The organism is Streptomyces sp. NPDC005808, from assembly GCF_042871385.1.
Taxonomy (GTDB): domain Bacteria; phylum Actinomycetota; class Actinomycetes; order Streptomycetales; family Streptomycetaceae; genus Streptomyces.
Genome location: NZ_JBIAIK010000006.1, coordinates 295,403 through 319,908, shown reverse-complemented (window position 1 = coordinate 319,908; position 24,506 = coordinate 295,403). Strand labels below are relative to the sequence as shown.

21 protein-coding genes and 1 pseudogene are annotated in these 24,506 nt (G+C 70.1%); 14 read left to right on the top strand and 8 right to left on the bottom strand.

Translation table 11 applies throughout. The features are described 5' to 3' along the window. The first annotated feature begins 81 nt into the window (after positions 1-81). From ACFYPC_RS16330 to ACFYPC_RS16305, 6 genes are all read left to right on the top strand, one after another. A complete protein-coding gene (locus tag ACFYPC_RS16330; protein WP_388675871.1) occupies positions 82-1,350 on the top strand; it encodes a radical SAM protein in 1,269 nt (422 codons plus the stop codon). Between the two features lie 12 nt (positions 1,351-1,362). Beyond that, positions 1,363-2,580 carry an acetyl-CoA carboxylase biotin carboxylase subunit family protein gene (locus ACFYPC_RS16325; RefSeq protein ID WP_388675869.1) on the top strand — a complete coding sequence of 406 codons (1,218 nt, stop codon included), beginning with the start codon at positions 1,363-1,365 and terminating at the stop codon, positions 2,578-2,580. Then, positions 2,577-3,446 (top strand): sulfurtransferase, encoded by an 870-nt coding sequence (locus ACFYPC_RS16320; protein ID WP_388675866.1) that lies wholly within the window; start codon positions 2,577-2,579, stop codon positions 3,444-3,446. The genes ACFYPC_RS16325 and ACFYPC_RS16320 overlap by 4 nt, the downstream gene beginning before the upstream one ends. Positions 3,447-3,484: 38 nt before the next feature. Continuing rightward, entirely contained in the window at positions 3,485-4,699 is a 1,215-nt protein-coding gene (locus tag ACFYPC_RS16315; RefSeq protein WP_388675863.1) for an MFS transporter, read from the top strand. Next, a complete protein-coding gene (gene metC, locus ACFYPC_RS16310; protein WP_388675860.1) occupies positions 4,696-5,886 on the top strand; it encodes a cystathionine beta-lyase in 1,191 nt (396 codons plus the stop codon). The genes ACFYPC_RS16315 and metC overlap by 4 nt, the downstream gene beginning before the upstream one ends. A 236-nt stretch (positions 5,887-6,122) precedes the next feature. Continuing rightward, positions 6,123-7,025: an LLM class flavin-dependent oxidoreductase gene (locus tag ACFYPC_RS16305; RefSeq protein ID WP_388675857.1), complete on the top strand. Its 903-nt coding sequence runs from the start codon at positions 6,123-6,125 to the stop codon at positions 7,023-7,025. A gap of 107 nt (positions 7,026-7,132) precedes the next feature. Here the strand turns inward: ACFYPC_RS16305 and ACFYPC_RS16300 are convergent. Then, positions 7,133-7,360 (bottom strand): annotated as a pseudogene (locus ACFYPC_RS16300) (LLM class flavin-dependent oxidoreductase); the annotation flags it as partial. A gap of 7 nt (positions 7,361-7,367) precedes the next feature. Then, positions 7,368-8,138, bottom strand: a complete 771-nt coding sequence (locus ACFYPC_RS16295; protein WP_388675854.1) for an ABC transporter ATP-binding protein — start codon at positions 8,136-8,138, stop codon at positions 7,368-7,370. A gap of 182 nt (positions 8,139-8,320) precedes the next feature. On the opposite strand from ACFYPC_RS16295, the gene ACFYPC_RS16290 reads away from it, so the two are divergent. Continuing rightward, positions 8,321-9,373, top strand: a complete 1,053-nt coding sequence (locus ACFYPC_RS16290; protein ID WP_388675852.1) for an ABC transporter substrate-binding protein — start codon at positions 8,321-8,323, stop codon at positions 9,371-9,373. A 91-nt stretch (positions 9,374-9,464) separates the two neighbouring features. Beyond that, a complete protein-coding gene (locus tag ACFYPC_RS16285; RefSeq protein WP_388675849.1) occupies positions 9,465-10,250 on the top strand; it encodes an ABC transporter permease in 786 nt (261 codons plus the stop codon). Positions 10,251-10,253: 3 nt separating this feature from the next. Here the strand turns inward: ACFYPC_RS16285 and ACFYPC_RS16280 are convergent, their stop codons facing one another. Beyond that, positions 10,254-11,252, bottom strand: a complete 999-nt coding sequence (locus ACFYPC_RS16280; protein ID WP_388676238.1) for an ArsR/SmtB family transcription factor — start codon at positions 11,250-11,252, stop codon at positions 10,254-10,256. 91 nt (positions 11,253-11,343) lie between these two features. Here ACFYPC_RS16280 and ACFYPC_RS16275 point away from each other — a divergent pair, with 91 nt between their 5' ends. From ACFYPC_RS16275 to ACFYPC_RS16250, 6 genes are all read left to right on the top strand, one after another. Continuing rightward, the gene (locus tag ACFYPC_RS16275; RefSeq protein WP_388675847.1) at positions 11,344-12,591 is read left to right on the top strand and encodes an MFS transporter; all 1,248 of its coding nucleotides are present in this window, start codon (positions 11,344-11,346) and stop codon (positions 12,589-12,591) included. Between the two features lie 190 nt (positions 12,592-12,781). Continuing rightward, positions 12,782-13,792, top strand: coding sequence for a trypsin-like serine peptidase (locus ACFYPC_RS16270; RefSeq protein WP_388675845.1), 1,011 nt, complete (start codon positions 12,782-12,784; stop codon positions 13,790-13,792). A 206-nt stretch (positions 13,793-13,998) separates the two neighbouring features. Beyond that, positions 13,999-14,547: an isochorismatase family protein gene (locus ACFYPC_RS16265; RefSeq protein WP_388675842.1), complete on the top strand. Its 549-nt coding sequence runs from the start codon at positions 13,999-14,001 to the stop codon at positions 14,545-14,547. Between the two features lie 205 nt (positions 14,548-14,752). Then, the gene (locus tag ACFYPC_RS16260) at positions 14,753-15,883 is read left to right on the top strand and encodes a GNAT family N-acetyltransferase (protein WP_388675840.1); all 1,131 of its coding nucleotides are present in this window, start codon (positions 14,753-14,755) and stop codon (positions 15,881-15,883) included. A 181-nt stretch (positions 15,884-16,064) separates the two neighbouring features. Then, positions 16,065-17,261 carry a DegT/DnrJ/EryC1/StrS family aminotransferase gene (locus ACFYPC_RS16255; RefSeq protein ID WP_388676236.1) on the top strand — a complete coding sequence of 399 codons (1,197 nt, stop codon included), beginning with the start codon at positions 16,065-16,067 and terminating at the stop codon, positions 17,259-17,261. Positions 17,262-17,428: 167 nt separating this feature from the next. Further along, positions 17,429-18,037 (top strand): DJ-1/PfpI family protein, encoded by a 609-nt coding sequence (locus ACFYPC_RS16250; RefSeq protein WP_388675837.1) that lies wholly within the window; start codon positions 17,429-17,431, stop codon positions 18,035-18,037. A gap of 84 nt (positions 18,038-18,121) precedes the next feature. Here the strand turns inward: ACFYPC_RS16250 and ACFYPC_RS16245 are convergent, their stop codons facing one another. The 5 genes from ACFYPC_RS16245 to ACFYPC_RS16225 form a co-directional block, all read right to left on the bottom strand. Then, a complete protein-coding gene (locus ACFYPC_RS16245) occupies positions 18,122-18,628 on the bottom strand; it encodes a flavin reductase family protein (RefSeq protein WP_388675834.1) in 507 nt (168 codons plus the stop codon). Between the two features lie 80 nt (positions 18,629-18,708). Then, positions 18,709-21,132: an amino acid adenylation domain-containing protein gene (locus tag ACFYPC_RS16240; RefSeq protein ID WP_388675832.1), complete on the bottom strand. Its 2,424-nt coding sequence runs from the start codon at positions 21,130-21,132 to the stop codon at positions 18,709-18,711. Next, on the bottom strand, positions 21,129-22,544 hold the full coding sequence (glyA, locus tag ACFYPC_RS16235; RefSeq protein WP_388675829.1) for a serine hydroxymethyltransferase: 1,416 nt from the start codon (positions 22,542-22,544) through the stop codon (positions 21,129-21,131). The genes ACFYPC_RS16240 and glyA overlap by 4 nt, the downstream gene beginning before the upstream one ends. Continuing rightward, on the bottom strand, positions 22,541-23,233 hold the full coding sequence (locus tag ACFYPC_RS16230) for a thioesterase II family protein (protein WP_388675826.1): 693 nt from the start codon (positions 23,231-23,233) through the stop codon (positions 22,541-22,543). The genes glyA and ACFYPC_RS16230 overlap by 4 nt, the downstream gene beginning before the upstream one ends. After that, entirely contained in the window at positions 23,224-24,504 is a 1,281-nt protein-coding gene (locus tag ACFYPC_RS16225) for a condensation domain-containing protein (RefSeq protein WP_388675823.1), read from the bottom strand. The genes ACFYPC_RS16230 and ACFYPC_RS16225 overlap by 10 nt, the downstream gene beginning before the upstream one ends. Positions 24,505-24,506 lie beyond the last annotated feature (2 nt).

The window sequence follows — 24,506 nt, the reverse complement described above, 5'->3', positions numbered from 1 at the left end:
CTTCACGGATATCGCGCGCCGCGAGTCTTCTCCATGCGTACTTCCTGTCCTTCAGCTGTCTATGCACCATGAGGGAGAAACATGCCTGTCGAAAACGCGCCCATTTCCTACGACTTCCACGGTGACACGCCATTCACCACGCCCTTCCGGGACATTAAGCCCGAGGACATCCACATCTATCTCGACCTGGACACCAAAGTCGGAAAGAATACGTGCGGACAGAAATGTACACACTGTTGGTTCGTCAACTACGAGAAGGTGTACAACAAGTCGTTCGCGATGGAGGAAGGACCACTAATCCTGGCGGGTCTGCAGTCGCACGGCTACCATGTCTACCCGCGCTACGTGGACAGCTTCGCGTACGACGGCGAGTTCATGCGCCTCTACGGTCCGGCCAACAACCGCGAATTCCGGCAGGAGTCCGACCATAAGCCCACCGAGACGATGGAGAACGGCGACGCCTGGACCAGCGGCCGCCCGCTGCTCGCCGACAACTACATCGAACTCCTCGACCTCGCTCGCGAGAACGGTTACGGCACGGTCTCCATCACCTACCACGGTGTGATCGACGAGGACCTCGCCGTTGTGGACGACGGCGGCTATCCGATCAAGGGCGTGTTCAGCGGCGCGAACACCGAGGAGGTGCTGCGCCGGATCGCCCACTACAACGAGCGCTACCAGGCCGGCTTGCCTACGGGCGCGGAGCCCTCGGACGCGTTCAGGGTCAACATTGGCGTCACGATCGGCCGTCATAACCACGGCCGCCAGTCCCTGGAGCGTTACGCCCGCTACTTCAACAAACTGGGCGTCGACACCGTCCGGTTCAACAACTTCTCCGACCACGGCGGCCGCCACCCCGAACTCCAGTTGAGCTACGAGGAGATCGAGCAGGCATACCGTGACTTCAAGTGGCTGCACGAGAACGTGAAACTGGATTTCCAGCTCGGCGTCAGCGAGGACTTCGGCACCTTCGGCATCAAGGCCATGGGCTTCCCCGGCCATGTCGGCTGGTGCCGGGCCGGCCGCCAGCTGTTCGCCGCCATCCCCACACAGGAGACGGTCCTGTCGGAGTCCGCGGACGGGCGCCGCGAGAAGATCGGCGACATCGTCGGCTGCGTCAACACTTTCGAGCCGCACCTCGGCATCCTCGTCCGCATGGTCGCTGATGGCGGGCAGAACGTGAGCTACGCCCTGGAGTTCGACCACGAGGAGATCGAAGCCTTCACCGCCAAGCGGCTCTCGGGCGTCTACAAGGACGGGTGCTTCGCCAGGGAGCTCTCACAGGAGCAGGGCCTGGTGTCGCGCGTGCCGGAGCGGCGCCAGCTGCCTATCGTCGAGACGACGGGCTGAGAGGAGACGACCATGCGACATGTCCTCGTCTTCGCCAAGACACCGTACGCCAAGACCCCTTACGACCACTGGCTGGCAGGCTCCGGGATCGAGCCGGTCATCCTGACCACGACGGAGTACGCGGCGGGTTACGCCCATCTGCCGCACGTGCACGCGTTCGACCGCTACGACACGAACCAGATCGTCGAGAAGACGGCACTGCGACTGGCCCGCGCCCATGCGGTCGAAGCGGTCTTCGCCCGGGCTGAGGCGGATGTGATCCGGGCCGCCCAGTTGCGGGACCTGTTGGACCTGCCGGGGCAGCGGACCGCGAGCGCGTTCGCCTTCCGCGACAAGGTGGCCATGAAGGACCATCTGGTCGGCGGCCCGGTGGGGATCCCCGCCTACCGGCTCCTGGACTCGGCCTACACGGCCGTGGAGTTCATCGCGGAGCACGGCTACCCGGTGGTGATCAAGCCGGTGTCCGAGTCCGGCTCCTTGGGCGCGAACATCATTCGCAACGAAACGGAACTGGACGCTTACCTCGCCCGTCCGTGGCGCGGGACCAGCCAGATCGAAACGTTCGTTCCGGGGCAGATGTACCACGTCGACGGGCTGATCGTGGGCGGCGAGGTGGTGTTCGTACACCCCTTCCGCTACGTCAATGACTGCTTGTCGTTCCGCGCCAACGACTGGGTGGGCTGCCTCCCGCTGGCACCGCAGGATCCGACGTACGGCCGCCTGGTCAAGGCGGCGGAGGCGGTGCTCGCGAAGCTGCCCACCCCGGCGCACACCGCCTTCCACGCGGAATTTTGGATCACCCCGGACGACCGGGTGGTGTTCTGCGAGATCGCGAGCCGCACCGGCGGCGGCATGATCAGCGCCATGGTCAGGCACTCCTTCGGGATCGACTTGGACAAGGAGTGGCTGTACGCCGAGTGCGGTCTGCCCTCGACCCTCGGCACCCTCGCTTACCGGCCCACCGGGTGCCTGAACATCCCTCCGTCGAACGGCGTGCTGGAGCACCTGCCCTCGGGCGGGGAACCCGACTGCGTCCGGGAGGTGTCGTTCACCGGAGCGGCCGGCCAGGAGTTCCACGGGGGTGTCAAGTCGGGCCTTTACCTGGCCGGTTATGTCGTCGACGGGGAAACGGAGGACGATGTGGCCGCGAATATGGACAAGGTGGCGGCCTGGTTCTCCGAACGGACCATGTGGCGTCCCACCGAGTCCGGGACAGGAGGCACACTGTGAGCACGCGACCCACCTCCGGCCCGCTCCCGGGTCCGCTGGTAGGAACCGGCTGGCTTGCGCCCCGGCTGGGCGAGCCGGGGCTGGTGATCGTCGACGCCTCGGTGGGCGCGCATCGTGACGCGAAACAGCGGATCCCGGGGGCGCGGTCCTTTGACATCGACGGGGCGCTGTCCGATCATTCCGGCGCGCTGCCCCACACGATGCCCGGCTCCAACGCCTTCACCGAGGAGATGCGCTCCCTGGGCATCGACGACACCGACACCGTCATCGTCTATGACGGTGTCGGTATCTACTCCAGCGCCCGCGCGTGGTGGATGCTGCGGGCGATGGGCTTCGACCGGGCCGCCGTGCTCGACGGCGGCCTGCCCGCCTGGGCCGCGGACGGGCTGCCGCTGGAGGACGGCGGGCCTGTGCCCGCGGCGCGGTGCGGTGACTTCACCGCGCGGCCCCGCCCCGGGCTGCTTGTCGGCAGCGGCGAGGTGACGGCCGCCCTGGCCGATCCGGCCTCGGCGGTCTTCGACGCCCGCTCCCGGGATCGGTTCTCCGGCGCGGCCGCCGAGCCCCGTCCGGGGCTGCGCGGCGGCCATATGCCCGGGGCGGCGAACCTCCCCTTCGGCGAGATCCAGCACGACGGCCGGATGCTCCCTGTGACTGAGCTGCGTGCCGCCTTCTCCGCCCTCGCCGGCGATCGGGAGAGGATGGTCTTCAGCTGCGGGTCGGGCGTCACCGCCTGCGTCCTGGCACTGGGGGCCGAACTGGCCGGGTACCGCGAGCTGTCCGTGTACGACGGTTCCTGGAGCGAGTGGGGTCTTCCCTCTGACCTGCCGGTCGTGACCGGTACGGAGAACGGGGGCCCGCAGCTGTGACGGCCTCCGTCTCCGCCAAGTGGAGGACCTTCACGGGGTTGTCGCCGAGTTTGAAGTCCCTGATCGTCCTGTCCTTCGTCGTGGCTCTCGGCAGCTACATGGTCACCCCGTTCATCGGGGTGCTCATGGTCGAGGCCGTGGGCTTGGACGTACGCCTGGCCGGTGTGCTGGTGGCCGTCGCTACGTTCATCCAGTTCGGCGGCAGCATCCTGGGCGGCCCAGTTGTGGACCGGCTAGGGCTAAAACGGACGATGGTCTTCTCCTTGGCCCTGCGGACCGCGGGCCTCGTCCTGCTCGGCCTGGCCGTCAAGGTCCCCACAGTCGCCTATCCGGCGGTGTTCCTCGTCGCAGTCGGCCCCGCCCTGTACCTCCCGGCGAACAAGGCGTACGTCGTCACCTCCGTCTCCGACGACCTGAGGCCGCTGTTCCTAGCGATCAGCAGCGCTGCCCTCAACGCTGGCATGGGGCTGGGACCGTTGCTCGCCGCCCTGCTGCTCGACGCCGATCCGGTGCTGCTGCTGCTCAGCGCCGCGGCCCTGTTCGCCCTGATCACCGTGGCCCACCAGATCACCATGCGGCCTGTGACCCGTCGCCCGGCCGCACCCGGGAACCCGCCTGGAGGCGCGGAGCCCGCGCGAACCAGCAAACGCCAAGCGCTGCGCGGCGCAATGCGGCCGGTGCTGTTCGCGGCCGTGGCCTTCTATCTGTACTTCTTCTTCCAGAGCTTCATGGGCCTTTACGCCGCGGGCGTGTCCAACATCCAGGTGCTCGGCTGGGCCATGCTCGTCAACTGCGCGATGGTGGTGCTGCTGCAGCCTCCGCTGTCGGGCTGGATCGCCCGGGCCGACTACCGCCGGCTGCTCGCCGGCTCGTTCGCGCTGATGGCGACGGGCATGGCCGTGATGTCCATGGGAGACACCCCGGCCCTGCTGGTGGGCACCGCCCTGTTCACGCTCGGTGAGGTGTTCCTGTTCCTAAGGTGCGATCTGGAACTCGTCGACCGTGTGCCAGGCAATCCGGCCTTCGCTTTCGGGGTCCAGCGGCTGACCGCGGGCATCGGCGGACTGCTCGCCGGGGTCATCGGCGGCTTTGTCTTCGCCCACTACCAGGGTGAGGGCGACCTGGGCATGTTCTGGATCGTCGTCGCGATCCAATGCGCGGTCGCGGCGGTCGCGGCGCTGCTGTTCGGCGGACGCCGGGCCGCCGCCCGCGAGAAGTCCGGCCTGGATCCCGAGCTGGAGGCGGTGTCATGACCGACGGACGCCCCTCCATGGAGACCCGGTTCGTGCACGCCGGGTCTGACCCCCGGCAGCAGCACGGCTATGTAAATCCGCCGGTCTACCGGGCCTCGACGGTGCTGTACGAGGACGTCGCGGCGATGGACGCGTCGCAGGCAGACCCCCTCAAGCGCGAGATGCCGGTGTATGGCCGGTTCGGCACGCCCACCGGCCGTGCCTTCGAGGCGGCCCTGACCGAGCTGGAGGGCGGGTATGCCGCCGTCGTGACCTGCTCAGGCCTCGCAGCGATCACGACCGCGATCCTGTCGTTCGTCCGAGCCGGCGACCACATCCTCGTCAGTGACTCCGTCTACCTGCCCACCCGGAAGTTCTGCGACTCCCTCGCGGGGTTGGGTGTGCAGACCGAGTACTACGACCCCTGTCTCGGCAAGGCCATCGAGGAGCTGATCCGCCCCTACACCCGCATGGTCTATCTCGAGTCTCCCGGCTCCACGACCTTCGAGGTGCAGGACGTCCCGGCGATCACCGATGTGTGCCGGTCGCAGGGCGTGGTCACGGTTATCGACAACACCTGGGCCACGCCTGCCTTCAGCCGACCACTGGAACTGGGCGCGGACGTCGTCGTGCACTCCGCGACGAAGTACCTGACCGGCCACGCCGATAGCATCCTCGGCGCCATCGTGTGCACCGAGGAACACTTCGCTGCTGTCCGCAGCGCGGCGATGAGGCTGGGCCAGTGCGCGAGTGCGGACGACGTCTACCTGGGTCTGCGGGGCCTGCGCACACTGGGCGTCCGGTTGCGCCACCACCAGCGTCAGGCCCAGGAGCTCGCGTACTGGCTGCGGGCGCAGGACGGGGTCGCCGATGTGCTCTACCCGGCGCTGCCCGGCGATCCGGGGCATGAGCTGTGGCGCAGGGACTTCTCGGGTGCGGCGGGCCTGTTCGGGCTGGAGTTGGAGCCCCGGTTCGGCAAACCCGCCGTACGCGCGATGCTGGGACGGCTGCGGCTGTTCGGGCTCGGCCACAGCTACGGGGGCTACGAGAGCCTGATCGTGCCGGTCGACCCGATCGGCCACCGGCTTCCCGGAACCTGGGCGGGCCGGGGCCAGCTGCTGCGTGTCCACTCCGGCTTCGAGGACCTCGACGATCTGAAGGAGGATCTCGCCGCAGGGCTCCGCGCGCTGTCCGATCACCGGGCGTGACCCTGTTCCCGCGCCATGGCACACCGGCTACCGTGGCGCGGGGCTGATCATCGAGGCCTCAGTCCATATGGGACCGGGCGTCACACGGCGCGCATTTCGCGGACCTGTGCCCTCGTAATGCGTAGGGTTCCGCCCGGGATGGGGCAGCCCGAACCTGGATTAGGACAAGATCGTCGGTGTCACGGAAGCGCTGGTTGAGTCTGGGCCTCTGATCGGAGCGACGTAGGCCCATCGCCATGGGCCTACGTCTGAGTACCGTGATCCTTCCCGTCGACCGCTGGCACGAGGGGGGCCGCTCGAAGTGGCAGTGGGCTGAGGAACTCGGATTCCAGGCGGCCTACACCTACGACCACCTGTCCTGGCGGTCGTTTCGGGACGGTCCCTGGTTCGGCGCTCTGCCCACGCTGACGGCCGCCGCCGCGGCCACGGGGCGCTTGCGCCTGGGCACCCTCGTTACCTCGCCAAATTTCCGACACCCTGTGACCCTCGCCAAGGACCTGATCTCCCTCGACGACATCTCGAATGGACGGATCACCCTCGGGATCGGCGCCGGCGGCACCGGCTTTGACGCCACGGCACTCGGCCAGGACCCCTGGACCCCGCGTGGGCGCGCCAGCCGCTTCGGCGAGTTCGTCCTGCTGCTCGACCGGCTCCTGACCGAAGACTCCGTCTCCCACGAGGGCGACTACTACTCAGCGCACGAGGCACGCAACATCCCCGGCTGCGTCCAGCGCCCCCGGCTGCCCTTCGCGGTGGCCGCCACGGGACCGCGCGGGCTGCGGCTCGCCGCCAGACACGGACAGGCATGGGTCACGACCGGCGACCCGAAGTTGTACGAGACGGGCACCCCCGAGCAGTCGGTTCAGGCCATTCGCGGACAGGTCGACCGGCTCGCCGACGCCTGCGCCGAGATCGGCCGGGACGTGACCGAGCTCGACAAGATCCTGCTCACCGGGTTCACCCCGGACCGCGGCCGTCCCCTGGAGTCCGTCGACGCCTTCGTGGACTTCGCGGGCCGACATCAGGAATTGGGGTTCACCGAGATCGTGATTCACTGGCCGATCCCCGACTCGGACTTCGCCGCAGACCAGGGCGTCTTCGAGAAGATCGCTACCGAGGCCGCCGCCCAGCTCCGCTGAACGTCCATCCCCTCAGCACGGTGTCCGATCACCTGCCACGCAGGTCTCCGCGACGCCTCTGGCGGCGTTTCCGCAGGTCAGCGCGTGATGTACGAACGAGGCTTGACTGAGGTCATCATCGTGCCGAGGCGGATGGTCGAGGTCTCGCGGGCCAGTCCTGCCAGGGTGGTCCAGGCGTCGGTGGGGCCGGGCAGGGCGTCGGTGAAGTGCATGGGGTGGTAGTGGTCGGAGACGAAGAAGCCGTCGAAGCCGCACTCCTCCGCGTGCCGGGCGGCGCGCAGCAGTTCGTCGTAGGTGGCTCCGTGGTACGGCTCGGTGAAGACGCGCAGCTCCATCTCCCGCTCACACCCCTGACTTGTGGCTGGCCAGCAGCAGTTCGTGGAGTTCGGCACGGCAGCGGGCGAGTTCGGTGGCGTGGGCGTCGTGGCCCAGGGAGCGGGGCCGGGGGACCGGCACGTCCAGGACCGTACGGACCTGGCCCGGGCGCGGGCTGAGGACCACGACCCGGTCGGCGAGCAGGACCGCCTCCTCGATGGAGTGGGTGACGAGGACGACGGTGGATCCGTGCTCCATGTGCACGCGTTGCAGCACCTCGCACAATTCCTCGCGAGTCAGGGCGTCCAGGGCCGAGAAGGGCTCGTCCATCAGCATGACGCGGGGGCGCTGGATGAGGGAGCGGCACAGTGCCACCCGCTGCTGCATACCGCCGGACAGTTCGTGCGGCAGGCGTTTGTGGAAAGGGGTGTCGAGGCCGACTGTCGCCAGCAACCGGCTTGCGGTTTCCCGGTGTTCGGGACGCGGTCGGCCGTGCACCTCGATGGGCAGCAGCACGTTGTCGAGCACCGATCGCCAGGGCAGCAGGGCCGGGCGCTGGAAGAGGATGGCGACGTCCCGGCGGGGTTCGCGGACCGGCTCACCGGCGATCCGTACCTCGCCGTAGGTCGCCGGGAGCAGCCCCGCGATCACCCTCAGCAGGGTGGACTTGCCGCAGCCGGAGCGGCCCAGGACGGCGACGAACTCGCCGTCACCGACGTCCAGTTGGATGTCGTGCAGGGCTTCCACGGTCCCCCTGCGGCCGTCGAAGCTCTTCGACACACCGCGTACTCGGATCACGGGAGCCCCCCAACACCGGTTCACCCGTAGCGGGCGGTACGAGCAGCAGAAACAGCGGCATGGCCGTACGGCCGAGGATAGGTCGGCGCGTCCGGTGATCAACCGGTCGCTCAATGTTTGTTACATGACAACCGCCTCTGTGGTCTCGACAACTTCCCCTCCAGCGACTCCACTTGGTTTCCATGAGCCTTTGCATTTCGAAAAGGACATCACGACTGCTCGCCGCACTCCTGGCCGTCCTGATGACGGCGGCGCTCTCCACGGCCTGCGGCTCCGACGACGACAACGTGAACGGCGGCGGCGCCTCGGGCGGCTCCGCTCCCGACAAGGTCACCTACATCACCGGCTTCGGCACCTTCGGCCGTGAGGCGTACGCCTATGTGGCCCAGGACAAGGGCTACTTCAGTGACGCGGGAGTGACCGTCACCATCCAGCCCGGCCAGGGCAGCGGCAACAGCCTGGCCGCGCTCGCCGGGGGCAGCGCGCAGTTCGCCCCCGTCGACCTCAGCAGCACCATCATGCAGCTCGGCGACGGCAAGGTCTCCGGGGTCACAGCGGTCGCGGCCGTCCACCAGACCACGGACGCGGCCGTCATGGCGCTGGCCGACAGCGGCATCAGCAAGCCGGCCGACCTGGAGGGCAAGAAGATCGCGGACCCGGCCGGATCGGTCATCGGAGCCCTCTTCCCCGCGTACGCCAAGCTCGCGGGCATCGACGCCGAGAAGGTCGAGTTCGTCGCCCTGGAAGCCCAGCAGCTCGGGGTCAACCTGGCCACCGGCTCGGTCGACGCCGTCGGTCAGTACCGGGTGGGCCGCCCCAACATCGAGAACGCCGTCAAGGGCAAGGAGGTCGTCGTCCTGCCCTTCGGCGAGTACCTCACCGAGAGCTACGGCGCCGCGATCACGACGACCACGAAGATCGCCGAGGAGGACCCCGACCTGGTGAGGCGATTCACCACAGCGCTGTTCAAGGGCATGCGCTACGCCATCGACCATCCCGACGAAGCCGCCGCACTGATGGCCGAGAAGTTCCCGACGCTGAACAAGGAGACCGCCGCCGCCGAGATCGAGCTCGTGGGCGCCGCCGTACAGCCGAGGGAGAACGGCGCACCGATCGGCACCATGGACCCCGAGCGCGTGGCCGGGGCGATCAAGGCGCTGGAGGACGCGGGGGCGGTGAAACCCGGGCTGACGCCCGAGGAGTTGGTCTCCTTCGACCTGGTGCCGAAGTCCTGACGTGAGCCGAGGTTCTGATGCGCCCCGAAGTCCTGACGTGAGCCGAGGTTCTGATGCGCCCCGAGGCCTTGGTGTGACCCGAGATCTCGACGTGAGCCGAAGTCCACAAGTACTCAGGCGGGCCGGGGAGTTCGGCTGGCCGGTGCTCGGGCTGGCGACGGTGGTCGGGGCCTGGGCGCTCGCGGCGGCCGTCCTCGACGTACCGGAGATCATCCTGCCGTCGCCCGCGGCCGTGCTCGACGCCTTCCTCCGCGTCCCCGGCTATCTGCTGGACGAGGCGATGGGCACGCTCCTGGTCATCGTGCTGGGGTTCGCGCTGGCCGTGGGCGCGGGGCTGGTGATCGGGGTGGCGATCGCGGCGTCACGGATCGTGGAGCTGATGTTCGCGCCGCTCCTGGTGGCGTTCAACGCGGTGCCCAAGGTGGCGCTGGCCCCGCTCCTCGTGGTGTGGATGGGCTTCGGCTCGCAGCCGAAGGTGGTCATGGCGCTGCTCGTCTGCTTCTTCCCCGTCGTCCTGTCGGTCGCGAGCGGACTCACCTCGACGCCGGTCGAACTCATCGAGCTGGCAAGGTCGTTGCGTGCCTCCCGCGTCCAGACCTTCCTCCGCTTCCGCTTTCCCGGTGCGCTGCCGCAGATCTTCGTCGGGCTGAAGGTGGCCATGCCGCTCGCGGCTGTCGGCGCGGTCATCGGCGAGTTCAGCGCCGGCGACGAGGGCCTCGGCTTCGTCATCCTGCAGTCCGGCGCGAACTCGGACACGGCACTGGCGTTCGCCGCGATCGGGTTGCTCGGGGTGATGAGTGTGGCGCTGTTCTACGCCCTCGTGCTGGCGGAGCGGACACTGCTTCCGTGGGTGAGAGAGACGACGTCGCAGCGGTAGGCCCTACGAGGGAGAGAGGGGTGAATTCCCCTCCCCCCGCTGGGCCGTGACCAGGACCTCCCCGGCAGGGGCGCGGAAGTAGAGCACCGAACGCCCCGCCCGCCGCCGCTCCACGAGGCGCGCGTCGAGCAGCACCTTCAGATGCCGCCCGACCGAACCCAGCCCCTGCCCGGTGACGGCCACCAACTGGCTTGTCGACATGGGGGAGTCGAGGAGTACGAGGATGCCGGCACGGGCGGTTCCGAGGAGCGGGCCCAGGCTCGCGGGCGCGGCCGCCACGTCCGGACCGCCGGCCAGCGCCCCCGCGCACGGGTAGATGACCGCGTACCGATGGGGCTCCTCCCAGGAGACCCACCCGATGCGCTGCGGAGTGACCGGTACGAAGAAGAGTTGCGCGCCGGAGATCTCGCGGGGCGGGTACTCGTGCAGATTGACCTGGAGCCGGTTGTCGCCGAGCCACCGCGTCCCCGGCCGTAGCGCATCGAGCGCCGCCGCCCAGCCGCCCTGGCTCAACTGCGCGGTACGCGCGACCACATCGGCCTCCAGGACGCGCCGCCGCCGGGTCCAGTACGGGCGTACGGCCTCCTCCCACACGTGGGTGAGGAGGTCGGCGGCGCGTTCCGGAAGGTCGTCGCGGTCGAGGCGGGCGGGGAGCGGGCCGCGCAGGGAGAGCACGAGGTGCTCGCGCGCCGCCCGGGGAGAGACCGCGCGCACCCGCTCCACCTCCTCCTCGAAGCCCGCCCGGTCGTCGCGCGGGGTGCGCGTGAGGAAGTCGGCGATCCAGTCCCGGCCGAGCCCGGAGCGGATGAGTAGCGCGGTGACGGGATCGGCGGCCAAGTGGCGCTTGTAAGCGGGGAGATGGGTGCGCAGCCAGGCACGCTCACCGGGGTGTGAGGCAGCCTCCGCGTGCAGCATCTTCAGGCTCGCGAAGGTCTCGGCGAGCGGCGACAGCACGAAGCGGCTCCCGGCGAGGGTGTCGGCGTTGACCTGCCACCAGCCCACGTACTCCACACCCCCTATCGCACACTCCCTGACGTTTCGCTCCTGCGCGAAACAATACCGGCAGCTGCACACCGCACCCCAGACTCCGCGCATGCGCAGCTACTCCGATCTCTTCCGCACCCGGGAATTCACCCCGCTCTTCCTCTCCTCCGCGCTTCACTCGACGGCCTCGACGATCGGCGGCCTGGCCATCGGAACGCTGGTGTACAAGGCGACCGAGTCACCGCTGCTGTCGGCGGTGAGCATGTTCGGGCCGCAGCTCGCCCAGGTCGTCGGTGCGACGACTCTGCTCTCGGCGGCGGACCGGCTGCCGCCCCGCTCCACGATGACGGGCATCGCCCTGTCCTTCGCCCTCGGCACGGCTGCGATGGCGATACCCGGTCTCCCGCTCTGGACGCTCTTCGCCCTCATCGCGGTCCTCGGCCTGATCTCCTCGCTCGGCGGCGGCGTCCGGTGGGGCCTGCTGAACGAGATCCTGTCCAAGGACGGCTATCTGCTGGGCCGTTCGGTCTTCAACATGGTCAACGGCTTCACACAGATCGCGGGCTTCGCGACGGGTGGTGTGCTCGTTGCGGTGCTGTCACCGAGGGCCACGCTCGGGATCGCGGCGGTGCTGTACCTGGCGGCGGCCCTGGTCACCCGCCTCGGCCTGTCCCAACGCGCGCCACGGGCCGCCGGCCGTCCGTCCATCGCCCAGACCTGGCGCACCAACGCCGTCCTGTGGTCCTCGCCCCCGCGCCGCAGGACGTACCTGCTCCTCTGGATCCCCAACGGCCTCATCGTCGGCTGCGAGTCCCTGTTCGTGTCCTACGCCCCCGACCGCGCCGGCCTGCTCTTCGCCTGCGGCGCGTTCGGCATGTTCGTGGGCGACGTGTTGACAGGCCGCTTCATCCCGCCGTCGGTCCGACGCCGACTTGGCATCCCGTTCCTGCTGCTCCTGGCCACGCCGTACCTGATCTTCGCCCTTCGCCCGGGTACGGCGATCGCGGCGGCCTGCATCGCCCTCGCCTCCGTCGGCTTCGGCGCGAGTCTGATCCAGCAGGAACACCTGATGGCCCTCACTCCGGACGAGTTGAGCGGCCACGCCCTGGGGCTCCACTCCTCCGGCATGCTGACCATGCAGGGCGTGAGCGCGGCGCTGGCGGGGGCGGTGGCTCAACTGACGTCAGCCGGTACGGCGATGACGGCCATGGCGGCGGCATCGATCGCCGTGACGGTGACGCTCTCAGCCGCGGGCAAGTGTGCGGAACGCCGTTCAGGTGGCAGGGGTGACGGCGAGGGCGGGGCTGTCGCTGAGGTTCTCGGTTCACCACAGAACACCCGCACAACGGGTGCGTAGGGGTTCACGCGTGCCATGGACACGCCATGAAGGGGGGAGCTAGTCTGGCGGCGCATTGGATCGACAACGTTGTCAGCAGGATTGCCCATCGTCAACGTTGTCGAAGGCAGTCCTCGCCCGAGTCCACCGAGTCCGAACCGGTGCCTCGCATGAACTCTCCCTTCCCCACGAGGACTTGGATCTGCCTGCCATGAGACGTACTGCTGTGTATCTCGGTGCTTTGACACTCGCAGCCACGGCATGGGCGGCCGGCACCGCCAACGCCGCGCCGCACACCCCCACTCGCGTCGACGGCACGACCTTCTCGGCCGCGCAGCAGAACGCGGCGCTGCGGTTCTGGACGCCCGAGCGGCTGCGCGCGGCAAAGGACTTGTCCGCCCCGGCCCAGCCGGCCGGAGTGACGGGCGAGACGGTTGCGCCGCAGACAGCGGGCCCCGAGGTGACCGTCCCGCCGGTCACCGCGACGGGAGCCCCGGCCACGAGCGAGTTCGCCGCCGGCGAGTTCGCGGCCGCGTCCTCGCCCACCGCCTGGACCGGGGGCGGTCTGATCGGCACGACCGCCGGCAAGGTGTTCTTCCAGAACGCGACGGGCAGCACGTACACCTGCTCGGCCACCGTGGCCAACAGCGACAACAAGTCCGTGGTCCTCACCGCGGGACACTGCGTCGTCAACGCCTCGACCGGCGAGGTCTACAAGAACTGGGTGTTCATTCCCGGCTACGCCAACGGCACTCGCCCGTTCGGCACCTTCACCGCCCGCAGCCTCCTCTTCGACACCGACTACGTCTCCTCGGCCGGGAACGCCAACTGGGACTTCGCGTTCGCGGTCCTGGGCACGGTGAACAGCCGCACGCTGGTGGACACCGTGGGGGCCCAGGGCGTCGCGTTCAACTCGGCGAACGGCCAGCACGTGCACTCATTCGGCTACGGCGGCTCCAGCGCCGAGGGCAGCGGGGAGCGCCTCAACCACTGCGAGGGCGACGAGTTCATCGACGCCGGGCGGGTCGGTTCCACGATGTGGGGCATCGACTGCGTGCAGACCGGCGGTTCCAGCGGCGGCGGGTTCCTGTCCGGCTTCGACACCTCGACAGGCTCCGGCTATCTGATCGGGAACATCAGTGTCAGCGCGGGCAACAACGAGTACCACCCGGTGCTCGGTGACGAGGCCCTGGACATCTACCGCCAGGCGGGCGCGGCCTGATCTGGCGGCGTACGCTGCCGGGCCGCCCCGTCAGGGGCGAGTCCCGGTGGCGTACGCGGGCCCAGCTGCCGCACGAGGTGATGACTTGCCGCACGAGGTGACGACTGCGGCCGGCCAGGGCTCTGACCTCCGGAACCTGCTCACCGATCCGAATGTCAGTGCCCCGGCCTACTGTGGGGTCGACCGGAAACTGAGGAGGTTTTCTCATGACGACCCTGCCCGGCAGGCCGAACACCGCGCTGCTTGTCATCGATGTCCAGAACGGGGTGGTGGAGGGTGCCCATGACCGTGACGGTGTGATCGCGAACATCAACGTCCTGGTCGACAAGGCCCGCGCGGAGGGCGTACCCGTGGTGTGGGTGCAGCACTCCGACGACCAGATCAAGAGGGACAGCGAGAGCTGGCAGTACGTGCCGGAGCTGGTCCGCGATGCCGCGGAGCCGCTCGTCCACAAGCTCTACGGCGACTCCTTCGAGGACACGGAGCTGGAAGCGGTGCTCGCCGAGCGCGGTGTGGGTCGCCTCGTCGTCACCGGCGCTCAGACCGACGCGTGCATCCGGTCCACCCTGCACGGCGGCTTCGTCCGTGGCTACGACGTGACGCTGGTCGCCGACGCGCACACGACGGAAGACCTCACGGCGTATGGCGCACCGTCCCCGGACCTGGTCATCGCGCACACCAACCTGTACTGGCAGGAGCAGAGTGCGCCCGGACGGGTCGGGGGGACCACGGAGACGACGGCAGTGACTTTCTGAAGCTTCCTGAGGGGGACTGGAGCGAAGGGCGACCGCACCTTCGTCCGGGGCCCCTCCCGTCCGCGCCCTCCCATCCGCACGCTTCCGTTACGACAGGCACCCTTGACAGGGTGCGTGGCTTTCGCGACGTTTGAGCCCCTGGGCATGGAATTGACGGGGCGGACGCGGGGGGCGCGTCATGGGGGAATTGGGGGGGCGGTCGTCTATGCGATCTTCTGAGACGGACATCACGATCCACAGACCCGAGGAGCTGAGTCCCGCCCTGTGCCAGGCCTGGCACAGGGCGATGGACGAGTCACCGGACTACGCGAACCCGTTCCTGGCGCCGGAGTTCGCGGCCGGGATCGGCAGGCACCGCAGCGGGGCGCGGGTGGCCGTCCTGCACGAGAGCGGGGAGGCGGTCGGCTTCTTCCCGTACGAGCGCAACGCCTTCGGTGTTGGCCGGGCCATCGGGCTCGGTCTCTCCGACTGCCAGGCCCTCGTGCACCGGCCCGGGGTCACCTGGGACCCCCAGCGACTGCTGAAGGCCTGCGGGCTGGCCGTCTTCGAGTTCGACCACCTCGTCGAGGAACAGAGACCCTTCGGGAAATACGTCACGGGGACGTTCCCCTCACCCGTGCTCGACCTGAAGGTCGGCGACGGCAGCTACCCGGAGTGGCTGCGCGGGGCATACCCCGGCCTGGCCAAGACGACGCTGAAGAAGGAACGCCGTCTGGGGCGCGACCTGGGCGAGATGCGGTTCGTCTACGACGAGCGCGACCCCCGCATGCTGCGTCAGCTCATGGAGTGGAAGTCCGCCCAGTACCGCAGGACGGGACGGATGGACCGGTTCGCGCGGCCGTGGATCGTGGACCTGGTGGACCAGTTGTTCCACGTCCGCGAGGAGCACTTCACCGGCGTGCTGTCCGTGGTGTACGCCGGCGACCGGCCGGTGGCGGCGCACTTCGGACCGACCTCGCGCACGGTGTTCGCCGCCTGGTTCACGACGTACGACCCCGAACTCCGCTACTACTCGCCCGGGTTGATCATGCACCTGCGGATGGCCGAGGCGGCGGGCCGGCAAGGCGTGCGGACCATGGACATGGGGCGTGGCGACAAGGAGTACAAGGACTGGCTCAAGACCCGCGAGCTGCGTGTGGGCGAAGGGTTCGCCATCCGCCCCAGTCCGGTGGCGACGGCACACCGGTTGTGGCGCAGGCCGGTCCGCGGTCTGCGGAACACAGTCCTGGCCCACCCCGGGCTCCGGAAGCCGGCCGACCGGCTGCTGAAGACTGCCGGCACCCTGCGCACCTCGGCCCGACCGTCCGCCACCCGAGCGGAACCCCGCGCCCGCTGAGCAAGCTCGTACCTCCTCTGAATTCCCCCTGGTTCTCCTTTTCCCCCCACCCCCGTCGGCGCGCGACGCCGGGGTCGACCCTGCGCGGCCCTGTTTCTCCCTGAACCGGTCGAACCTCGAACCACAACGGAGGAACCGGAGAACGGAAGAACGGAAGGACGGAAGGACGGAAGAGGTGACGATGTCGTACGGATCACGGCTCGGCGCGACGATGTCACGGCGGCTCGGGCGGGAATGCGTCTACACGCCCTCGGCCCGGCTCGCCCTGTACCTGGCGCTACGGCGCTGGTGCCGGCCGGGCGCGCGGGTACTGATGTCGCCGGTGAACGACGACGTGATCCTCTTCGTCGTCCTCGCGGCCGGGCTACGCCCCGTGCAGGCCCCGGTGTCCGCGTGGGACGGCAACATCGACCCGGCCGCCGTACCGGAGTCGACCTGGCGGAACGTGGACGCCGTCCTGACCACGAACCTGTACGGGATACCGGACCGGGTGGCCGAACTGCGCGTCCGATGTGAGGAGTTGGGGATCCCGCTGTTCGAGGACGCGGCGCACGCGATCGGCACGCGCGTCGACGGGCAGCCGATCGGGACCTTCGGGAAGGCGGCGGTGTTCAGCCTGTCCAAGCATGCCGCGTCGACGGCCGGAGGATTCCTTGCCGTAGAAGACGCGCGCACCCGACGGGAGTTGGAGGCTCTGCGCGACGAACTCCTCACGCCCCGCCGCCTCCACGACGACCTGACCGCTACCTTGCGGCCGCTGGCCCGTTCCGCCGTCCGCACTCTCCACCTGGTACGTCCCGTCTGGCGGACGCTCCAGCGCCTCGGGCTGCTGGAACGCGACGACTACCGCATGGCCCTGCACGCACCACGGCTCGCCGACCGTGCACGCGAGGCGCCGAGCCTCACCGCGTACGAGCCCTGGGTCCGCGTCGACCTGCACGGCTTCCGCTCCCGCCACGGGGCCCTGGTACGGGGGCAGTTGGAGCTGCGGATGGCCGCCCTGGACGCCAACCTCGCCCGACGCGGCGCCGGTGTTTCACTGCTCGCGGACACCCCGTGGGCGTCCCCGGCACTCCGCGACAGCGCGGCGCACCCCGACCGTCTCCCGCTCTTCAGGGCCCCGCTCCTGGTCCACGACCGCGACGCCCTCATCGACCGTCTGGTGAGCCACGGAGTGGTCACCGGATACGTCTACGATCCCCCACTCGACGACTACGCGGGCGCGGAGTTCGTGGAACCGTCCCCCGACCCGGCCGCAGCCCGCTGGTTCGCCTCCCATGTGCTCCCCGCCGACCCGCTCTACGCCCGCAGGGCTCTCCGCGCCCTGACGAGCGAAGGAACCGCACCCGCGACCCCGCTCCGGGCTGCTTCGGGCTGAAGGCGATCAGGCGATCAGGTGATCAGGCGATCACGTGATCACCGGGGTGAGCCACTCCCCGCCGATTGGACTGGGACCCGGGCGGGGCGCCCTGAGAAGCTGCACTCCATCGCCGATCGCCGATCGCCGATCGCCGATCGCCGATCGCCGTGCTGTGAGGAGATGCCATGCAGGTAGCCGTGGTCACCTTTGACGGATTCAACGAGCTCGACAGTTTCATCGCCTCCGCGCTGATCAACCGGTGCCGTAAGGACGGCTTGGAGGCCTTCATCACGACGCCGACACCGGTGGTCACGTCGATGAACGGCGTCGAGGTGACCGGTCAGCGCCCGATGGAGTTCGTGACCGAAGCCGACGTCGTACTGATCGGCAGCGGCGTGAAGGCGCGCGAGGTGGTCGCCGACGACCGGCTGATCTCCAGGCTCGCGCTCGACCCTTCACGGCAGTTGGTCGGTGCGCAGTGCTCCGGCGCGCTGGTGCTCGCCCGGCTCGGGCTGCTGGACTCCATGCCGGCCTGCACGGACATGACGAGCCGGCCCTTCGTGGAGGCCCGCGACGTCACGGTGCTGGACGCGCCCTTCCACGCAGAGGGGAACATCGCCACGGCCGGCGGCTGCATGGCCTCCCAGTACCTCGCCACGTGGGTGATCACCCGAACCCTCGGAGAGGCCGCGGCGCGCGGCGTCATCGACTACGTGGCTCCGGTCGGCGAGAACCAGGAGAGTGTCGACCGCGCCATGCGTGCCGTCCGTGCGGGCGAGGTCGTACTGCGCTGAGGCGCCCCACGACATCTCCTGCACCGCGTCCAGGAGGGCGGGGTGCCGGGCTGGTGAGAAGTCCGGGCTAGCGCCGCCGAAGGGTCATCCCTCACTCAGCCGGGCGTACGCACGGTCGTGGTACAACAGCGGGCGCCCGCCGGAGCAGGGCTCCGCCGCGACGGCACGTGCGACGAACAGCCGATGCTCCCCCGCGGGCACGGTCGCCTCGATCCGGCACACCAGCCATGCCAGCACCCCGTCGAGCACCGGGACGCCCTGCGGACCTCGCCGCCAGCGGGTCGGCGCGGCGAAGCGGTCCGATCCGCCGGCGGCGAAGGTCGCCGCGAGGTCCGGCTGGCTCTCCGAGAGGATGTGCACCCCGACGTGGGAGGCGTCCTGGAAGACGGGCCAGCTCGACGAGGACGTGCTCATGGAGAACGAGACGGTGGGCGGGACCGCGGCCACGGAGCAGAGCGAGGTGGCGGTGAAGCCGGCCGGCCTGCCGACGTACGCCGTCACCACGGCGACACCCGCCGCGTGGTGACGGAAGACGGATCGGAACGCCTCGGCGGTGAGCGGCAGCGCGTCGGTGCCGGTGTGAACCGTCACGGTTTCTCCTCCTGGGCGTGTGCGGGGACGCGGGCGTGACCGGCCCGGTTCACCGGGCGGGGGAACCGGGCCGACACGTGTCAGACGGGCGGCGGTGTGAAGCCGACGGCGGCGAGATGGTCGGCGAGCCCGCGGACCGTCGGATGCCGGAACAGGTCGGGCCAGCGAAGGCCGTTGCCGATGCGGGTCAAGCAGCGCAGGGCTGACATGGAGTCACCCCCCAGCGCGAAGAAGTCGTCGTCGCGGCCGACCGCGTCGACGTGCAGGATGTCCTGCCACAGCGCGGCTATGTACTCCTCCCAGGCACCGACCGGAGCTTCGGTGGCCGCCGTGCCGGGACCCGGTTCCTCCGGGGTGGGGGCGAGGGCGCCGAGGGCCTTGCGGTCGAGCTTGCCATTTGCGTTGAGGGGCAGCTCGTCCAGGACGAGCACCACGGCGGGCACCATGTACGCGGGCAGTGCCTTGGCCAGGTGCGCGCGCAGTTCGTCAGGGCGCGGCGGCGGACCGGGGCGGGTGACGGCGTGACCGACCAGTTGCCGGCCGCCACCGGCGTCCTCCCGGGCCGTGACGACGGCCTCCCGCACAGCGGGGTGGGCGCGCAGCACGGCCTCGATCTCGCCCAGTTCGACGCGCAGCCCGTGCAGCTTGACCTGGAAGTCCTTGCGGCCGAGGAGCTCCAGGACACCGTCCGCGCGCCAGCGGGCGAGGTCCCCGGTCCGGTAGAGGCGGTCGCGCACATCACCGTACGACCAGTCCAGAAAACGTTCGGCCGTCAGGTCCGGGCGCTCCAGGTAGCCGCGGGCCAGCCCGGTGCCGGCCAGGTGGAGTTCGCCGACGACACCGGGCGGAAGCGGCTGCGCCGCGTCATCGAGGATGTAGGCGCGCTGGTTGGCCATGGGACGGCCGTAGGGGATGCTCGTCCAGGTGGGGTCGGTCTCCACGACTTCGTAGAGGGTGGAGTGGATCGATGCCTCGGTGGCTCCGCCGAGGGCGACGAACCGGACCTCGGGGGCGAGCGTCCGGACCCGGTCGGGCAGGGACACCGGAACCCAGTCGCCTCCGAGCATGACCAGCCGCAGCCGGGCCAGGGCCGCGCCACCGGTGTGCTCCAGGTGTTCGGTGAGCAGTTCCAGCAGGGCCGGGGCGGAGTTCCAGATGGTGACGTCGTGCTGGGCGAAGAGCTGGGCCCAGTACGCCACGTCCTTGGCACGGTCCGCCTCGGGCACCACCACGGTCCCGCCGGCTGCGGTGATGCCGAGGAATTCGTAGACCGACATGTCGAAGCTCGGCGAGGACAGGGCGAGGACGCGGTCCGAAGGGCCCACGGTGTAGCGGGAGTTGAGGTCGGCCAGGTTGTTGACGACACCTCGGTGGCGCAGCGCGATGGGCTTGGGCAGTCCTGTCGAGCCGGAGGTGTGGATGACGTAGCACAGGTCGTCCGGGCCCGCGGTCTCGCCGGGGTCGGTCTCCGGCTGGTCCGCGAGTTCCGGCGCCGTGCCGTCGAGGAGTCCGTCGGCCAGGACGACCAGCCGTTCGTCGCCGGGCGACGGAGCGGGCAGCACCATGGCCCGGAGCCGGTCGGTGACGACGACGGCGCAGGAAGTGCCCTTCAGCATGGTGGCCAGTCGCTGGGCGGGGTAGTCCGGGTCGAGGGGCACATAGGCGCCGCCGGCCTTGAGAATGCCCAGTACCGCGGAGAGCAGGGTGGCTGAGCGCTCCAGGCACAGCCCGACCCGTACGTCGGGACCGACCCCGGCGTGCCGGAGACGGTGGGCCAGCCGGTTGGCGGCGGCGTTGATTTCCCCGTAGGACCAGGTACGGGCGTCGTGGACGACGGCGGGCGCACCGGGGTCGGCCGCGGCCCGCTCCTCGAACGCCGTGTGCAGACAGGCGCCGTGCGGCAGGTCTGCCCAAGTGTCGTTCCACTCGGTCAGGACCCGGTGCGTCTCCTCGGCGGTGAGCAGGGCGAGGCGGGAAACCGGTGTGTGCGGCTCCTGGAGGGCGCTCCCCGTCAGGGTGCGCAGGTGCGAGAGGACGCGATGGGCCGTGTCGGCCGTGAACAGCCGCTCGTCGTAACGGAGTTCAGCGGTCCATTCGCCATCCTGCCGGTCCAGGGTGAGGTGCAGCTCGAACGGCGGGACGTCCTGCGGTCCGGCGCCGTGGGCGACTGCCACCGGAGGTGTTCCTCCGTCGGCAGTGGGGGGCACGGGAATGGCGCCGGCCATCAGGTCTGCGGTGGTGGAGCCCGCGGCGACGGCATGTCCGGTGATGCCGTCGGGGGTGGCGATCGCGATCAGACCCTGGCCGGTGAGGCGGTGCAGCAGTGCCGCGAAGCAGGCGACGAGCAGGTCGGGGGCCGCCGCTCCGTCCTCCCGCACAGCCAGGGTGCCCTGGACCAGACCGGTCGCGCGTGGGTCGGCACCGGCGCGGCGTGGCCGGTCGGCCGGGACGAGCACGGCGGGCCAGGCGGCCGGGGCATCGGCGGTCACCGTGTCGGGGCTCACAGGGCAACTCCTGTCGGGAGGGAACCGGCGCCGTCGGCCCGGGCGGTCGCGTGCGGCAGGGGGTGGCGAGCGCACAACGCCCGCACCCGTTGGCGGAGATGGACGCGCTGGTGGGGGTCGATGCGGTACTCGGTGTCGCTGAGCGGCGTGGTGGCGCTCAGGACGGCGTGCATGAGTTCCGCGCACTCCCGCATGTGCTCCGGGCCCATACCGCGCTGGGCGAGAATGTTGCAGCCCAGCCGGACGCCGCTCGTGACCAGGGGCGGCCGGGTGTCGTCCGGTATGCGGTTGCGGTTGACGAGGATGCCGCATTCCTCCAGGGCCCGTTCGGCGACCACTCCGCTGAGCCGGCTGCCGCGGAGGTCGATCAGGACCATGTGGTTGTCGGTCCCGCCGGTGAGCACCTGGTGTCCCAGGCGTGCCAGTTCGGCGGCGAGCGCGCGGGCGCCGGAGACGGTCAGCCGCGCGGTGCGGGTGAACAGCGGTTCGGCGGCGAGCGCGAACGCGCGGGCCTTGGCGGCGATCGACGCGGGAGCGGGGGTGCCCTGAGTCTGCGGGAAGACGGCCCGCTGCATCAGCCGGTACAGCGGAGTGCGTCCGTCGGGGCCCGGAGCCCGGTGGTCGCGACCGCTGAGGATGATTCCGCCGCGCGGGCCGCCGAGCTGCTTGTAGGTGCTGGTCGTGGTGATGTGCGCGTGGTCGACGGGGCTGGGGTGCTCACCGGCCGCGACCAGGCCCGCGATGTGTGAGATGTCGGCCAGCAGGTAGGCGCCGACCGAGTCGGCGATCTCCCGGAAGCGGGCGAAGTCCACGGTCCGGGGGTAGGCGCTGGCACCCGCGATCAGCACGGTGGGGCGATGTTCGAGGGCGAGTTCGACGACCTGCTCGAAGTCGATCAGGCCGTTCTTGTCGAGGCCGTAGTGCACGGCCTTGTAGTGCCGCCCGGTCACCGAGGCCGGGGAGCCGTGCGTGAGGTGACCGCCGGCATCGAGGCCGAGACCCAGCAGGGTACCGCCGGGCGGCACGAGGGCAGCGAGCACGGCGAGGTTGGCGGAGGAGCACGAGTGCGGCTGGACGTTGGCGTACTGCGCCCCGAACAGGGCCTTGGCGCGGCGCACGGCAAGCCGTTCGACCTGGTCGAAGTTGACCGCGCCGGGGTGGTAGCGGGCGCCGGGGTAGCCCTCGGCGGTGACGTTGGACAGCGCGGAGCCGCTCGCGGCGAGGACGGACGGGGCGGCGACACTGGCCGACGCGATCATCGCCAGAGTGGTGTCCTGGTCGTGGACCTCGGCGTCGAGCAGGCCCGCGAGTTCCGGGTCCTCCCGGCGCAGTTCGGCCAGTCCCGCGTGGGCGAGTGCCGCCTGGCCGTACTCCGTCGCGGCCGGAAGCGGAGGCAGGGGGGCAACGGTCATAGCTGCTCCTCGATCAGGCGCCACAGTTCCGGCATGGAGTCCAGCAGGTAGAGATGGCCGCCGGGCATCTCGTACTCCGCGTAGTCCTTGGTGGTGAAGGTCTTCCAGTCGGCGACCCCCTCCGGCGTGGCCAGGGTGTCCGACACACCGCGCAGTGCGGTGAGTGGGACCGGCAGCGGGTCGCACATCTCGGGCCGGTAGTCGCCGTACTGCTCCAGCAGCCGGGCGTCGGAGCGGAGCGTCGGCAGCAGGATGGCGCGCAGTTCAGGGTGGTCAAGTGCCTCGAAGCCGCGCAGGCTGTCCTGCTTCAGCCGGTCGACGGCCTCGTCGTCGTCGTCGCTGAGGCCCGTGTAACCGCGGTAGCGGGGACTGCGCGTGCCGCTGACGATCAGCCGCTCGGGCACCGGTCCTCCGGTCTCGTACAGATGGCGCGTGACCTCGTAGGCGATCAGCCCGCCGAAGCTGTGGCCGAAGACGGCGAAGGGTTCGCCGGCCGCGGCTTCCGTGACGCGGCGGGTGACGTCGGCGACGCACTCGGGGAACGAGGTGTAGCGGGGCCGGGAGAACTCTTCCTCCCGGCCTGGGAGTTGTATGGGCACGGCACGGGCGCGTTCCGTGGCCATGGTCTTCCAGGAGCGGTAGACGCCGGCACCGGCTCCCGCGTACGGCAGACACATCACTAGTGCCATCTGGCGATCTCCTCAGTGGTCGTGAGCAGGGCGAGCCGGCGCCCGACGGCGTCCGACAGCTTTGCCAGGCGTCCCGCCCAGAGACCGCCGGCGGGGGCCTGGAGCATTCCCTCGAGTCGGTGGCCGGGCAGCTCGTTCAACTGGAGCAGGACCTCGGCCTGGGTGCCGAGCGGGGTCACGGGCTCGGTGCGCATCCGGACCGTGCCGGCGTCGTGGACGGGGCGCGGCCAGCTCTCGTACGCGAACAGGGCCTGGTAGAGGGGCATGCGGCGCCCGGGGCGGGTACGCACGGCACGGACCAGGTCGTCCTGCGGCAGGTCCATGTGGAACAGACCGTCGGTGAACGTCCGCCACGTGCGCTCGCACGCGTCGGCCTCGGTGGGCAGCCGTATCCGCACCGGCAGTGTGGTCAGCAGGCAACCGATCGCGTCCTCGCAGTCCGGGGTCCGGGTCGACACCGGGGTGCCGATACAGAAGTCCTCGGCGCCGCACAGGTCGTACAGGGCCTGGGCGTACGCCGTGAGCAGCACGGCGAACGGCGGACAGGCCAGGCGCCGGGCCGCCTCCCGGGTCGCGGCGCCGGCCTCGTCGGGGAACCGGACGACGTGACGGTGCGGCTCGCTCCGGGCCAGCTCCCGCTGGGTCGGACCGTCGCTGTCTCCCGGCAGATCGGGCATGCCGTCGAGCACCGTCTGCCAGTGGGCGGAGAGTTCGGCGCGGCGTCCGGCGTCCGGCGGTCGCGGCACGGTGTGAGCGAGCGGGGCGGGTTCGGGTTCACCGGCGACGACGCGGGCGTGGGCCCGGGCGAGGTCGGCGGTGAACACCTCGTGGGACAAGCCGTCGTACACGAGGTGGTGGGTGAGGACGTACAAGGTGGCGCCGGGAGCGGCACCGGTGTCCTTTGCGAGCGCGAGGACCACATGACGGCCGGTGGCGGGGTCGAGCAGCCCGCTGCGGGCCAGTTCGCGGGCGGCCGCGTCGAAGGCGGTGCCCGGGGGGAGTTCGAGCAGCGGCGGTGCGACCGGCGGTACCGTCGCACACCACAGCTCGCCGCCCGCCGGGGCGAAGACCGACCGCAGCGCGGGGTGCCGGGCGACCACCCTCGCCGCCGCGGCGGCGAGGGCCTCCCGGTCCGCAGGACCTTCGACGCGTACGGTGCTGAGCACGCGCCAGGCGGGTGAGCCCGGGGCGATCCGCTCGGCGAACCAGAACTGACGCTCGGTCGCGGAGGCGGCGCGCCGTCCGGCGTGCAGCGCGGTGGAGGTGTCCATGG